8 protein-coding genes are annotated in these 13,736 nt (G+C 54.9%); all 8 read left to right on the top strand.

Annotated features, from left to right (window positions below; translation table 11 throughout):
• Window positions 1–14: 14 nt before the first annotated feature.
• The 8 genes from ACZ5PT_RS02800 to ACZ5PT_RS02765 all read left to right on the top strand — a co-directional run bounded on the left by ACZ5PT_RS02800 (window position 15) and on the right by ACZ5PT_RS02765 (window position 13,721).
• On the top strand, window positions 15–3,053 hold the full coding sequence (locus tag ACZ5PT_RS02800) for a response regulator (protein WP_464265292.1): 3,039 nt from the start codon (window positions 15–17) through the stop codon (window positions 3,051–3,053).
• A 36-nt stretch (window positions 3,054–3,089) separates the two neighbouring features.
• Window positions 3,090–3,965: an Mrp/NBP35 family ATP-binding protein gene (locus tag ACZ5PT_RS02795; protein ID WP_464265291.1), complete on the top strand. Its 876-nt coding sequence runs from the start codon at window positions 3,090–3,092 to the stop codon at window positions 3,963–3,965.
• Window positions 3,966–4,041: 76 nt separating this feature from the next.
• Window positions 4,042–4,329, top strand: coding sequence for an Asp-tRNA(Asn)/Glu-tRNA(Gln) amidotransferase subunit GatC (gene gatC, locus ACZ5PT_RS02790; RefSeq protein WP_464265290.1), 288 nt, complete (start codon window positions 4,042–4,044; stop codon window positions 4,327–4,329).
• Between the two features lie 181 nt (window positions 4,330–4,510).
• Window positions 4,511–5,968, top strand: a complete 1,458-nt coding sequence (gatA, locus tag ACZ5PT_RS02785; protein WP_464265289.1) for an Asp-tRNA(Asn)/Glu-tRNA(Gln) amidotransferase subunit GatA — start codon at window positions 4,511–4,513, stop codon at window positions 5,966–5,968.
• A gap of 101 nt (window positions 5,969–6,069) precedes the next feature.
• Window positions 6,070–7,506 (top strand): Asp-tRNA(Asn)/Glu-tRNA(Gln) amidotransferase subunit GatB, encoded by a 1,437-nt coding sequence (gene gatB, locus ACZ5PT_RS02780; protein ID WP_464265288.1) that lies wholly within the window; start codon window positions 6,070–6,072, stop codon window positions 7,504–7,506.
• 43 nt (window positions 7,507–7,549) lie between these two features.
• Window positions 7,550–8,617, top strand: a complete 1,068-nt coding sequence (gene mtnA, locus ACZ5PT_RS02775; protein WP_464265287.1) for an S-methyl-5-thioribose-1-phosphate isomerase — start codon at window positions 7,550–7,552, stop codon at window positions 8,615–8,617.
• A gap of 9 nt (window positions 8,618–8,626) precedes the next feature.
• Window positions 8,627–11,821 carry a bifunctional [glutamate--ammonia ligase]-adenylyl-L-tyrosine phosphorylase/[glutamate--ammonia-ligase] adenylyltransferase gene (gene glnE, locus ACZ5PT_RS02770; RefSeq protein ID WP_464265286.1) on the top strand — a complete coding sequence of 1,065 codons (3,195 nt, stop codon included), beginning with the start codon at window positions 8,627–8,629 and terminating at the stop codon, window positions 11,819–11,821.
• Window positions 11,814–13,721: a response regulator gene (locus ACZ5PT_RS02765; protein WP_464265285.1), complete on the top strand. Its 1,908-nt coding sequence runs from the start codon at window positions 11,814–11,816 to the stop codon at window positions 13,719–13,721. The genes glnE and ACZ5PT_RS02765 overlap by 8 nt, the downstream gene beginning before the upstream one ends.
• The last annotated feature ends 15 nt before the right edge of the window (window positions 13,722–13,736 follow it).

The raw sequence follows: 13,736 nt of genomic DNA, 5'->3' as shown, positions 1-13,736 counted from the left end.
TGCAAGGGGTGGGGATGGCAGATAGCAACGAACAGTTTACCCTGTTGTTGGTCGATGATAATCCGACCAACTTGACGCTTTTGGCGAAGATTGTCGAACTCGACCTGCCACAGGTCCGGGTGTTGACCGCCAGTAACGCGCTGGCTGGTTTGCAACTGGCCGAGCAGGAGCAGATTGACGGCGCCTTTATCGATGTGCAGATGCCACAGATGAGTGGCCTCGACATGTGTCGCGAGTTAAAAGCCAACCCGCGCACCACCGGCATGCCGCTGGTTTTGATCACCGCCCACCTGGCTTCGCCGGAAATGCGTGCCGAAGGGCTCGAAGTCGGCGCCTACGATTTTATTTCTCAGCCGATCAGCAACGTCGAAATGCTGGCGCGAATTAAGGTGATGTTGCGTCTTTGCCAGGGGGAACGGTCGCAGCGGCGCGAAAAACCCCAGCCACAAAAATCGGATCAGCAGAGTGCCAGCCAGTTGCGCTGGCTCAGCAGCCTGTTGTTGTCCGGGGATGGTCCCCAAGCGGATTCCGATCAGGAATTATTGCGCAACTTGGCGGCTGAGCTATCTGGTCCCGCTGAAACGGACGAGCTGTTGCTGACCAAACAGCTCGCTGGCAAGTTCCCGCTGGCGTGGCGACGGACCTTTGCGAAGCTCGCCCTGCTCGACATGTTTCCCATTTCTTTGGCGAGGAAGCTGAGCGAAATCAGAGACGTCGAAGCGGTGTTCGATTATCTCCAACGCCACGACCGGGTTTTTCTGCCGCATGCTGGCAGGGAGGAACAACTCTCCTTCAAACCCCAGGTTCGTCAAGTATTGCGCGAGCAGATTGATCAGACCCTGGATGCAGCAGAACGGCAACAGGTCTATCAGCGTGCTGCTGACTGGTATCAGCAGAAAAACGATCTGCCCGCCGCCTTGGCTTGTCTGTTGCGGATCGAGCAGTATCCGGCAGTTTCACAACTGCTCAGCCAATCTGGACTGAACCTGCTGGCGGAGCATTACCAGCCGCAGGTTGCGCAACTGCTGGGCGGGGTTCCTGAAGAGGAAGCGGTGCGATGTGGTTGGCTGGCGTTGTTCACCGGGGTTGGTTTTATGCGGACCCAGCCGCTGGATGTTGATAGCTGGCTGGAGTTGGCACGCACCCGGTTTGTCGCCAGTGCCGATCCGCGCGGTGAATTGCTGGCCTTGTCGCAGCAGATTATTCAGTATCTGGTCGCCGATGGACAACTGGAGTTGGGGTTGCCGCGCTTAGCCCGTTTGCGCCAACTGGCTAAAGAGCAGTTGGCGCTGCTCGACCCGTTCAACCGCCTCAAGGTGCTCTTTACCCAAGGTTTGGCCGAACTGTTCTATGCCGGCGACCTGTCCCGCTGTGAAGATATCTTGACCCGGGGGATGTCCGAGTCATTGCGTGAAAAATTGCTGGAACAGCAACTTGATTTTCAACTGTTGCAGGTTTTGTTGGCCCTTTTCCAGGGGCGCTTCCGGGTGGCGCGGGCTGCCATGGAGCAGGGGCGCCTGATTGGCTCCCGACTTGGAGGTGATTCCTTTTCGATCAAGGCCTTCTGGATTGTTGCCTGCGAACTGCTGTACAGCAGTGGAGAACTGGATTCCTTTTATCAGCAACGGCGCTTTGCTCGCCAGCTTTGGGGGCAGCAGGAGCTGCAACAGTCGGCTCTCGGTCCGTTGTTAAACTGTTTTGCGATTCTTGGTCGCATCGCACAAGGGAATTCGACTGCCGGTCTCGAGCAACTGGAGGTGACTCTGGTCGAAAGCCCGGCAACCGCACGGCCACATTTGCGCAGCTGGTTGCTGCAGCTGCGTGGTTTGCTCAATGCGCAAACGGGGCGGTCGGTCGAGGCGCAGGCAGACTCAGCGCAAGGGCTTGAACTCCGCCAGCAGGTTGGCAAGGGGCTTCAATGTTTGCCGAACCTGTTGCTGGCGGGGGCGACTTTGGTTGTTCTGCAACGCTATTCACAGGCCACCGAGCAACTCCAGCTTGGTTTGACCCATTCTGTTGCATTGGGAGAAGAGCGTTATCGTAGTGGCTTTCACGCCTGGTTGGCGCTGGCGCATCACGGGCAAGGGGAAGAGGCGCAGGCATTGCCTCACCTGGAGCGGATGTTTGAGCTGTTGCGCCGACAGAAGATTGATTTTTTCTTTGCCTTGACCCCCGAACTGCTGCGTAATCTGGTGCCGTTGGCCAGTAGCAGGGTTGAGTGGGCGGAGCCGTTGCAGCGCTTGGTTAGTCACTGGCTCGATTGTCGTGTCGTGGAGGATGGTCGCCTGGTCCCGCTGGCCAGGCTGCAGACCCTTGGCGGATTTCGCTTTCAACTGGGGGAGCAGTTTCTCGATCTCAGCGAGGTGGGTCTGGTTTCACGACAGATTCTGGCCATGTTGTCGGTGGCACCGAATTGCACCCTGAGTACTGAACTGTTGATGGCGAGCCTGTGGCCGGACAGCCCGCCGAGTAAGGCACGAAGCTGCTTCGATACCGCTCTTTCGAGACTGCGCAAGGCTCTGGAAGCTCGCTTTGGCAAGCAAATCCGCGTAGATTATCTGGTGTTGGAAAAGGGCCTGCTGCTGTTGCGCAACCTGCGAATTGATGCGGTTGAATTTACTCAGGAGCTGGAGGCGGTGCGGCGGCATCTGCAACGCCAGCACTTCTGGCAGGCCGAATTGGCTTTTTGGCAGGCTGAGCGTATTTGGGGCGGGGAATTCCTGGCCGGGTATGAGCTGGATGTCGATCTCCCCTACTGCCGGGATCAGTTTAATCAACAGCGTTTGGAGCAACTGGAGGGGCTGGCCCGACTGCTGCTATTGCGCGGTGAGAGTGACGAAGCGATTCGCCTGCTGCAGGCCGGTTTGCAGATTGATCCGACGCATGATGTTTTGGTTCAACAGTTGTTGGATATTTTCCAGCAGCAAAAAGATAAACGGGCTGTTCGGCAACTGCTCGACAGCTATAGTAAGGCGTTGCATGACGCTGATTATGATCTGGAAGAAATTGATGAAATGATGGCCACCTTGGGTCCCCAGCGGCTCGAACTTTGAAAAATTGAAACTTAACAAAAGGAAAGAGACCAAATCATGAGTAATTGTGACAGTTGTAGTGATAGCTCCTGCTCAGTGAAAGAGCCTGGAGAGGCCAATGATGAACAAGCCCAGATCCGTCAGAACCTGGCAATCCGTTTGTGTGGTATCAAGCACAAAGTGATGGTGATGTCCGGTAAGGGCGGCGTTGGCAAAAGTACCACCGCTTTAAACCTGGCTCTGGCGCTGGTCAAACAGGGCTTTAAGGTCGGGTTGCTTGATATCGACCTGCATGGGCCGAGTGTGCCGAAAATGGCCGGATTGGAAAATCAGCGCCCGCAGATGAGTGAAGAAGGGATTGAACCACTGGAGATCGAAGGCCTTAAGTTGATGTCGATCGGTTTCCTGCTCGCTTCGACCAGTGATGCGACCATTATGCGCGGTCCGATGAAGCACGGCGCGATTCAGCAGCTGCTGGCCGATGTGGTCTGGGGTGAGCTCGACTACCTATTGCTCGATTGCCCTCCGGGAACCGGCGACGAACCTTTAAGTGCCGTACAACTGCTGGGCAAAGGTGCGGCTGCCGTGGTGGTCACCACGCCGCAGGATCTCGCTCTGGTCGATGTCGAAAAATCATTGAGCTTTTGTCGTGAACTGAAGCTGCCGGTGGTTGGTTTGATTGAAAATATGAGTGGTTTTATCTGCCCGCACTGCAATGAAAAATCGGATATTTTTAAAAGTGGTGGCGGTGGTCAGCTGGCGGAAAAGGTCGGTGTGCCGCTGTTGGCAAAAGTACCGCTCGATCCGCGTGTGGTTGAAGCGGGCGATGCCGGCAAACCGCATATTCTTTCCTGTCCCGACTCGACTTGCAGCGTAGCACTCAATGCTGCGGCCCAAGCGGTAGTGAAATTCACTGGCGAGGAATGCTCCTGATCCAGGGGTTTCGCTTGTTTTCTCTGCTTTCGAATGCTAATTTCGAGTGTTTAATCACCGCATTGGAGAAGAAGTGATGAAAATCAGTCGCAACGAGGTAGAGCACGTGGCGCGCTTGGCTCGCTTGGCTCTGCAACCGGAGGAACTGGACGCCCTGACCGGGCAGATGGACGCCATCCTCGGTTATGTCGATAAATTGAACGAGCTGGATACCGATGGCATCGAGCCGACCGCTCACGCCGTGCCGATGGAGAACGCTTTTCGCGAGGATATCGTGAAAGCGTCGATCGGCGTTGAGCGGGCGCAGCAGAATGCACCGGCAACTGATGGGACGTGTTTCAAAGTGCCCAAAATCATCGAGTAGTGGGAGGGGCGGTCGATAAAAGACCATCTGCGGCGTTATGCTTGACCTTGGATCCTCGACGTAGCTTAGGCTACGCCTGCGGTCCAAGGTCTGCGCAGGCCCTGCATCTGGACCTTTCTCAACCGCCCTACAAAAGGTAGGTTTGCAAGAGACGTTCGAAAGTGATTCTGGAGTAAATAGGATGGAATTGAATAGTTTGACAATTTCGCAACTGCGGGAAAAGTTGCTGGCTGGCGAAACGACTTCGGTCGACCTGACCAAGGCGTTTCTGGCGCGGATTAAGGCGACCGACGATAAGGTCAACGCTTTTATTACTGTTTGCGAAGAGGAAGCACTGACCGCAGCTGCAGCTGCTGATCAGCGGATTGCCACTGGCGATGTTGCCCCCTTGACCGGGATTCCGTTGGCGGTTAAGGACATCTTCAATACGATTGATGTGCGCACCACCTGCGGCTCAAAGATTCTCGATAATTATATTTCACCCTATGATGCCACCGCGGTTGCCAAGTTGCGTGAGCAGGGGGCGGTGATTATCGGTAAGTTGAACATGGACGAGTTCGCGATGGGCTCCTCCAACGAAAACAGTGCAGCCGGCAGTGTTAAAAATCCCTGGGATCTGCAACGGGTGCCGGGTGGTTCCTCCGGTGGTAGTGCCGCTGCTGTGGCCGCCGGACAGGCGTTGGCGACCTTGGGTACCGATACCGGTGGCTCGATCCGTCAACCCGCTTCGCACTGCGGAGTGGTTGGACTGAAACCGACCTATGGGCGGGTCTCCCGTTACGGAGTGATTGCTTACGCCTCGTCCCTTGATCAGGTCGGACCGCTGGCGCGCACTGTTGAAGATTGTGCTTTGATGCTCGGCGCGGTAGCCGGTTATGACCCGGCCGATTCGACTTCGGTCGACACGCCGGTGCCTGATTATCTGGCCAGCCTCAAAGAGGGCGTCAAGGGGAAAAAAATCGGTCTGCCGAAGGAATATTTCATCGATGGCCTGGATGCTGATGTCAAACAGGCGGTCGAAGCGGCGATTGAAACCTATAAAAGCCTCGGTGCCGAGATTGTCGAGGTCAGCCTGCCGCACACCGATTATGCGGTGGCCTGTTACTACCTGATAGCTACCGCCGAAGCTTCGAGTAATCTGGCTCGCTACGACGGCGTGCGTTATGGCGTCCGCAAGGACAATGGCGAAGGGCTGATCGGCATGTATCAGCAGAGCCGTGCTGCCGGTTTTGGTGATGAGGTTAAACGCCGAATTATGCTCGGCACCTATGCACTGTCGTCCGGTTACTACGATGCCTACTACATCAAGGCGCAGAAGGTCCGCACCCTGATTCGGCAGGATTTTCTCGACGCTTTCGAGCAGGTGGATCTGCTGCTGACCCCGGTGGCACCGACTCCGGCTTTCAAAATCGGCGAGAAGACCGACGACCCATTGCAGATGTACCTGTCCGATATCTTTACCATTCCGCTCAATCTGGCTGGCACCTGTGGGCTCAGTCTACCCTGTGGCAGCAGTAGCGAGGGGCTGCCGATCGGATTGCAGTTGCTCGGTAAGCCTTTTGCCGAAGCAGAATTGCTTCAGGCGGCCTGGGCGTTCGAAAATGCCACTGATTTTGCTGGTAAGCTGGCACCGCTCTGATCTGAATCGTGTAGGGGCGACCTACAGGTCGCCCGCGTTGGGTGAAAACCGGGTGGCCCATGGGTCGCCCCTACAAATATTTGAAATAAAGGTTTCTATTTATGGATTCCAGATATGAAGTTGTGATCGGGCTGGAGGTACATGTTCAGCTCACCACCAAAACCAAGATTTTTTGCGGTTGCTCCAAAGATTTCGGCCAACAACCGAACAGTCAGACTTGTCCTGTTTGTTTGGGTCTGCCGGGAGCATTACCCGTTTTGAACAAACAGGTGGTCGAATATGCCATCAAAACCGGGCTGGCGACCAATCATCAGATCACACCGCGTTCGATCTTCGCGCGGAAAAACTATTTTTATCCCGACTTGCCGAAGGGTTATCAGATTTCCCAGTTCGAATTGCCGATCTGTGAGCATGGTTGGTTGTATATCGAAACCGAAGAAGGTGGCGCCAAGCGGATCGGTATAACCCGCATTCACATGGAAGAGGATGCCGGCAAGCTGCTGCATTCCGATGGCGATAGCAGCTTCGTCGATCTCAACCGCGCTTGCACGCCGTTGCTCGAAGTTGTTTCTGAGCCGGATATGCGCAGCGCCGAAGAAGCAATCGCTTATCTGAAACAGCTGCATCAGATCGTCATGTATTTGGGGGTTTGCGACGGCAACCTGGAGGAAGGGTCTTTCCGTTGTGATGCCAACGTATCGGTCCGGCCCTGGGGACAGAAAGAACTCGGAACCCGCGCCGAGCTGAAGAACCTCAATTCCTTCCGCTTTATCAAGCAGGCGATCGAGTACGAGGTGGTGCGACAGATCGATGTTATCGACGACGGGGGCAAAGTGGTGCAGGAAACCCGTCTGTTCGATGCCGATCAAGGTGTTTCCCGTTCGATGCGTGGTAAAGAAGAGGCGCACGATTACCGCTACTTTCCCGATCCCGATCTGGTGCCGCTGGTGGTCTCCGACGAATGGATTGAGCGGGTGCGGGGTGAACTGCCGGAACTGCCAGCTGTCAAGCTGCAGCGTTATAAGGAACAGTTCGAATTGCCCGATTATGATGCCGGGGTGCTCTCTGCCGAACGGGACGTCGCCGAGTATTTCGAGGCGTTGGTTGCTCTGCACGATAATGCCAAGCTTTGCTCCAACTGGGTGATGGGCGAGGTGTTGCGCTCTTTGAAGGAGAAAGAGATCGCCATTGCCGAGTGCCCGGTTTCGCCGCAACTGCTGGCCGGGGTATTGACGCGGATCGCTGACAACACCATCTCTGGAAAAATCGCCAAGACGGTTTTTGAGGAGATCTGGCAGACGGGTAAAAGTGCCGATCAGGTCATCGAGGACAAGGGCCTTAAACAGGTGACCGACACCGGTGCCATCGAAGCGATTCTCGATGAAGTGATCGCCGCCAATCAAGGCCAGTTCGAAGAACTTAAGGGCGGTAAAGACAAGTTGATCGGGTTCTTTGTCGGCCAGGTGATGAAGCTCAGCAAGGGCAAGGCCAACCCCGGCATGGTGAATCAGCTGATCCAGAAAAAGATTTCAGAGTAGCGGATACCGTAGAAACCGTTTGCTCGTTTAAAAGGAAATAGATATGTCCGGTTGTCAAATTGATCCCAATACCATCCGCCCGATCCGTTTTTTTAATGGCAAGTGCCAGATGCTCGACCAGCGTCTGCTGCCGACCGAAGAGATCTGGCTCGATTACACTGATTACCAAGGAGTGGCCGAAGCGATCCGCAGCATGGTGGTGCGTGGCGCTCCGGCGATCGGTGTCGCGGCGGCAATCGGTGCCTGGTTCGGGGTGCGTGATATCGAAACCGAGTCGGCAGAGGAATTCTACGCTGAGCTGGAGAAGGTGTGTGCGGTGCTGGCTGCGACCCGGCCGACGGCGGTCAATCTGTGCTGGGCGTTGGAGCGGATGAAGAATTTTGCTTACGCCAATCTCGACCGCAGCGTAATGGAACTGAAAATCGGCCTCGAATTTGAAGCGCTGGCGATCACTCAGGAAGACGAGCAGCTGTGTAAAAAACTCGGCAAACAAGGTGAGAGCCTGATCCCCGATGGGGCACGGGTCTTAACCCACTGCAACGCCGGAGCACTGGCAACCGCTGGTTACGGCACCGCCCTCGGCGTCATTCGTGCCGCTGTGGCTTCCGGGAAGAAGGTTTCGGTGATTGCTGATGAGACCCGACCTTTTTTGCAGGGCTCCCGTTTGACCGCCTGGGAGCTGCAGAAGGATAATATCCCGGTGACGCTGATTTGCGACAATATGGCCGGATACCTGATGAGTAAGGGCGAGATCGACTGCGTTATCGTTGGTGCCGACCGGATTGCGGCCAACGGCGATGTGGCTAACAAAATCGGCACCTACACGGTGGCGATTCTGGCCAAGGAGCACAATATTCCCTTTTATGTTGCCGCGCCGATTTCGACCATCGATCTGAGCTTGGCTGACGGCTCGCTGATTCCGATCGAAGAGCGGGATGGTCGCGAGATCACTCATATCAAAGATGTTCAGCTGGCTCCCGAGGGGGTTAGCGTGCGCAACCCGGCCTTTGATGTCACCCCGAATCGGTTGGTTACGGCAATTGTTACCGAACTCGGCGTGGTCGAGGGGAATTACCAGCAGGGGTTGGCCGGCTTGATTGAGAAGAACTAAGGGTTGTTGATGACACCGAATCGCCACGAATTACAGCGCAAACTTGCCCAACTGGGCGGCATTGAGGAGCAGGGTCTCGGCAACTGGCTGGAGAGCTTCGCCTTGTTCGACAGCCAACGGGTGATCACCAACCTGCGCTTGATCAATGAGCAGTTGGGTGATCAAGTGTTGCTGGTCGACATTCTGGAACAGGTGTTTTCCGTTGCCGATCCGGATACGGCTTTGAATGTTCTCGAGCGGCTGTTCGATGTCGTTGAGCAGAAATTGCTGATCAGCGTTTTGCAAGAGCCGCTACGGCGCCGGCAACTGCTAATTATTCTCGGCGGTTCACCCTTTTTATCCGGAATCCTGTGTCGTAAGCCGATCTTTCTCGAGCAGTTGCTGATCGCTGGCGGGATTGATGAGACCTGTGACGAAGCCCAGATGCTTAACGATCTGCGCCAGGCCATTCCAGAGCAGGTCGATTTTTTTGAACTAAAGGCGGGCCTGCGGCGCTACAAGGCACAGCAAATTCTACGTATTGGGAGCCGTGATCTTGCCGGGTTGGCCTCTTTGGAGGAGGTGACGGCTGAACTCTCCGGGTTGGCTGCGGCTTGTCTGCAGAGGGCCTACGAGGTCTGCGGTTTTCAGTTGCAGGCCGAATACGGGCAGCCGCTGGAAAACAAGGAGAATGGTCAGCAATCACCGGCCAAAATGACTATTCTCGGCATGGGGAAGTTCGGCGGCAACGAGTTGAACTTTTCCTCCGATATCGACCTGATCTACTGTTATTCCTCCACCAATGGTGAAACCTGCGGCGGCAGTCGTGGCGAGAAAATTAGCCTGCACCGTTATTTTGTCAAGCTGGCCGAGCTGGTTTCCCGGGCGCTCAATCAGGTCACCGAAGACGGCTTTGTGTTCCGCGTGGATACCCGTTTGCGGCCCGACGGCAATAGCGGCGATCTGGCTATCTCGATCACTGCTGCCGAGACCTATTACGAATCCTGGGGACAGAGTTGGGAGCGCGCGGCGATGATCAAGGCCCGGCCGGTCGCCGGCTCTATCTCTCTCGGTGTGGAACTGTTGCAACGGCTTAAGCCTTTTATTTATCGACGCTATCTCGATTTTGGCATGATCGAGGATATCAAGTTGATGAAGCAGAAGATCAACGCCAGTCTCAGTCGCGAGCAGGAGGGTGAGCGCAACCTGAAGCTCGGTCGGGGCGGAATCCGCGAAATCGAGTTTTTTATCCAGGCGCTGCAACTGGTTAATGCCGGTACCCGTCCGCAACTGCAATATCGGAATTCGCTGCGGATGTTGCAGTTGTTGCAAGCAGAAGGATTGGTCGAAGCGGAGGAACAGCAGCAGCTCAGCGATGCTTATCGTTTTTTGCGCACCGTCGAGCACCGCATTCAGATTGTGCAAGAGCAGCAGACCCACTCGTTGCCAGTTCGTCCTGCCGAGTTGCTGGCCTTGGCCCGGCGCAGCGGGTTTGCCGACAGTGAATCCTTCAGCGCGGAACTTGAGCGGCACCGGCAGTGCGTAAATAATATTTTTAAGGATCTGTTTCATTCTACAGAAGAAGATTTGCAGCAGATGCGGCCGGAGGTCAATTTTATCTTCGATCTCGAATCGGACCCGGATCTGGTCAAGGATCTGCTCGAGGAAAAAGGTTTCAGCAACCCGGACGGGGCGTACCAAAGCCTCAACCTGCTGCGTGGCGGCGATCCGCACAAGCGCTTGACCGAGCGCGGGCGGCGCTGTCTGGAAAAGCTGGCACCGCTGTTGCTGGGGGAGCTGCTTGACTCTGCGAACCCCGACCGAGCGCTGAATAATCTGGAAACCTTCATCGGTGGGATTCGCGCACGGACCTCGTATTTTTCCCTGCTGGCCGAAAATCCTGGGATTGTTAAGCTTTTGATTGCGCTGTTCAGCTCAAGCCAGTTGTTGTCGCGGATTTTCATTCAGCGGCCGGAGCTTCTGGATACCCTGGTTTCCCGCTCCTATGCGGTCGAGGATAAGGATCGACAGCAGTTAGCTGACTCTCTGGCTGAGCAGATGCGATTGGCTACGGATTATGAATTGCAGCTCGATGGGCTGCGCCGTTTCCGCAACGAAGAGTTTTTGCGTATCGCCTTAAGTGATCTGCATGGGCAGATGAGGCAGGGCCAAGGGGCCAGACAGTTGTCCTGGGTTGCCGAAGTCTGTTTGGAGCAGGCGGTGCAGATGTCGCAGCACGAGTTAGTCACGCGTTTCGGTGCTCCCTATGCTGCCGACGCTGGTGATGATGCGCAAGAAACGGCCTTTGCTATTGTCGCCATGGGGAAACTGGGTGGGCTGGAGCTGAACTACCATTCCGATCTCGATATTATCTTTATTTATGATAGCGAGGGGCAGACTCGGCCGGCGGTTGGAACCGATCAGAATCGTTTTCGGTCGATCAGTAACCACGAGTATTTCGCCAAGTTGGCGCAGCGCATTATCACCGCGCTGACGCTGATGACCCGCGAAGGTGTTGTTTACGAGATCGACACCCGCCTGCGCCCGTCGGGCAATCAAGGCCCGTTGGTGACCAGCTTAAGCGCTTTTAAACGCTATCATCACGAATCCGCACAATCCTGGGAACGGCAGGCGATGACAAAGGCGCGGGTGGTTTGTGCCCCTGCGGAATTTGCCGAGCGTTTGCAGCAGTTGGTCTCCGAGCTTGCTTTTGATCGACCCTTGTCCGGTGACTTGAAATCTGAGATTTACCGTCTTCGCGGGCGGATGGAAAAGGAAATCGCCAAGGAAACTGAGGATCAATTTAATATCAAGACCGGTCGCGGCGGCATGGTTGATGTTGAGTTTATTGCCCAATATCTGCAGTTGCGTTACGCACAGCAGGTCAAGGCTTTGTGGCAACAGAATACGCTGGAAATCCTCAGGGTTTTGGCGGACAATGATATTTTGCCAGTCGCCGAGGCTAAGCAGCTGATTAAAGGCTATAAATTTCTCCGCCGGCTGGAAAATAAACTGCGCTTGTTGCACGACCAGTCGATCAACGATCTTCCCCGGGAGAGCAAAGTTTTGAGAAAAATGACCCGAAGTCTCGGCTACGGAAAAAAAGGTGTTGTGCCGGAAAAGGAATTTCTGGAAGAATACCGCATGGTCACCGAGGGGATTCGGTCCCTGTTTGAACGTTACCTGAATCCGCAGCAGGATGGCGAGGTGAGTGAGGATGTCTGACATTTTGAAAAAAGTAATGGTCATTGATGACGACCAGGCCTTACGGTCCTATTTGCAAGAGAAGTTATCGGCTGCCGGTTATCAGGTTGAGACCGTCGATCGTGGTGCGGTGGGACTGCAGAAACTGTTGACTGACGATTATCAGCTGGTTTTGATCGATATTAATATGCCGGAGATATCCGGCCCCGCGGTCTGCAGCGCCCTGCGCAAGCATGAGAAAACCAAAGATCTGAAGGTGGTGATGATCACCTCGATGTTTCATAGCCCGGCGCAAATCGCTCAGGCGAAGGGCGATTACGGGCCCGATGAATTCCTCCTCAAGCCTTTTACTGCCGCTGATCTGTCCCGTTTGCTTGATAATCTGCTTGAAGGTGGAAGCCAGCAGAAAGCGGCCGGGCACGAGCAGGTAGAGTCGCTCGAAGGTTGCCGTTTGCCGCTGCTGTTGCACGAGCTCTATAGTGAAAAGGTAACCGGCCTGCTGCATTTGCAGCGTGGCGAAGCAAAGAAAATCGTCTATATCAAGGACGGTTATCCTATTTTTGTGCGCTCCAATGTGCTCAACGAATGTCTCGGTCGGATGCTGGTCAGTGATGGTGTTATTACCCAGGTGGACTGTGATGCGTCGGTTGAGCGCAGCAAGGAATCGGGTCGTCTCCAGGGGACGGTGTTGATCGAAATGGGTCTGTTGACCCCGCAGGATCTGCACGAAGCCTTGGCCCGTCAGGTGACGGAGAAACTGTTGTCGACATTTAAGTGGCAGGACGGTACCAGTCAATTTGTGGTCGGCAAGGATTTTAAAAAGAACGTCACTTCGATCAAGCTTTCACCGGCATCATTGATTCTGCAAGGGATTAAACGTTACTGGACGCCGCAGCAACTGGACGCCTACCTGAAGCCGTTTCGCAGCCTCTATATGAAACAGGCTTCGGATCCAAAGTATCGTTTTCAGGATATTGACCTGAACCGTCGTGGGGAAGAGATTTTTCGCAGCTGTCTCGGTGGTCTGACGTTGGATCAACTTCTCGAGCAGCACCCCTTGGCGCGTCGCGAGGTCCAGCAGGTGTTGACGGCTTTTCTGATCTCGGAACTGCTGCAAAGCAGTGAGATCGCTGAGCAAATCGAAGAATCAGAGATGCCGGGGCGAGGCAAAGATCAGCCGATTGATGAGCAGTTACGGCGAAAGATATTGGATGATTATCAGCGGGTCATGGAGTCCGACTATTTCGAGGCGTTGGGGATCGCTCGTCAGTGTGGCAGCCCGGAAGTGCGGCGGGCCTATTATAAGTTGGCCAAGGAGTATCACCCCGACCGTTTTCTCGGCAGCGGCTTGTCACGGGAAATGAGCACCAAAATCAATGAGATGTTTCAGTATATTACCCAGGCCTATACGGTGCTCAGCGAGCCCAAGGCTTGCTCTGATTATCTGGATGAGCTGGTTAACGGTCCGAAGAAAACGATCAATATTAATCAGGTGATCGAGGCGGAAACTGCCTATCAGGAAGGGCGGACCCTGCTCAATATCAGGCGTTATAATGCAGCACTCAAACCGTTGCAGCGGGCCATCGAACTCAGCCCGGAAGAGCCTGAATACTTGACCCATTTTGCTTGGGCGTTGTTCAAGTCTTCGCCGGAAAAAAACGCGGGGCAGAATCGCTCTCTGGAGGTGCTGCTTGCCTCCCGCGAGTTGAACCCCAGTCTGGACTTGACCCATCTGTATCTGGGCCATATCTATCATTTGCAGGGCAAGGATCGGCAATCGGAAAAATCATTCGAAATGGCCGTTCAGGCCAACCCCGATTGCACCGAAGCGTTGCGTGAATTACGTCTGATCAATCTCCGTCGAGAGCATTCCTCGCAGTCAAAGGGCTTGCTGAAAAAGTTTATGAAGAAGGACGAGTAGGCCGTTTAGGAGGTG

This window comes from Desulfuromusa ferrireducens (assembly GCF_055389805.1).
This window is presented reverse-complemented; position numbering and strand designations above follow the sequence as displayed.

Bases quoted from the DNA above. Each gene is read 5' to 3' on its own strand.
- ACZ5PT_RS02795 (WP_464265291.1), top strand. From the start codon at position 3,090: ATGAGTAATTGTGACAGTTGTAGTGATAGCTCCTGCTCAGTGAAAGAG.
- gatA (WP_464265289.1), top strand. From the start codon at position 4,511: ATGGAATTGAATAGTTTGACAATTTCGCAACTGCGGGAAAAGTTGCTG.
- ACZ5PT_RS02765 (WP_464265285.1), top strand. From the start codon at position 11,814: ATGTCTGACATTTTGAAAAAAGTAATGGTCATTGATGACGACCAGGCC.
- gatB (WP_464265288.1), top strand. From the start codon at position 6,070: ATGGATTCCAGATATGAAGTTGTGATCGGGCTGGAGGTACATGTTCAG.
- glnE (WP_464265286.1), top strand. From the start codon at position 8,627: ATGACACCGAATCGCCACGAATTACAGCGCAAACTTGCCCAACTGGGC.
- mtnA (WP_464265287.1), top strand. From the start codon at position 7,550: ATGTCCGGTTGTCAAATTGATCCCAATACCATCCGCCCGATCCGTTTT.
- gatC (WP_464265290.1), top strand. From the start codon at position 4,042: ATGAAAATCAGTCGCAACGAGGTAGAGCACGTGGCGCGCTTGGCTCGC.
- ACZ5PT_RS02800 (WP_464265292.1), top strand. From the start codon at position 15: ATGGCAGATAGCAACGAACAGTTTACCCTGTTGTTGGTCGATGATAAT.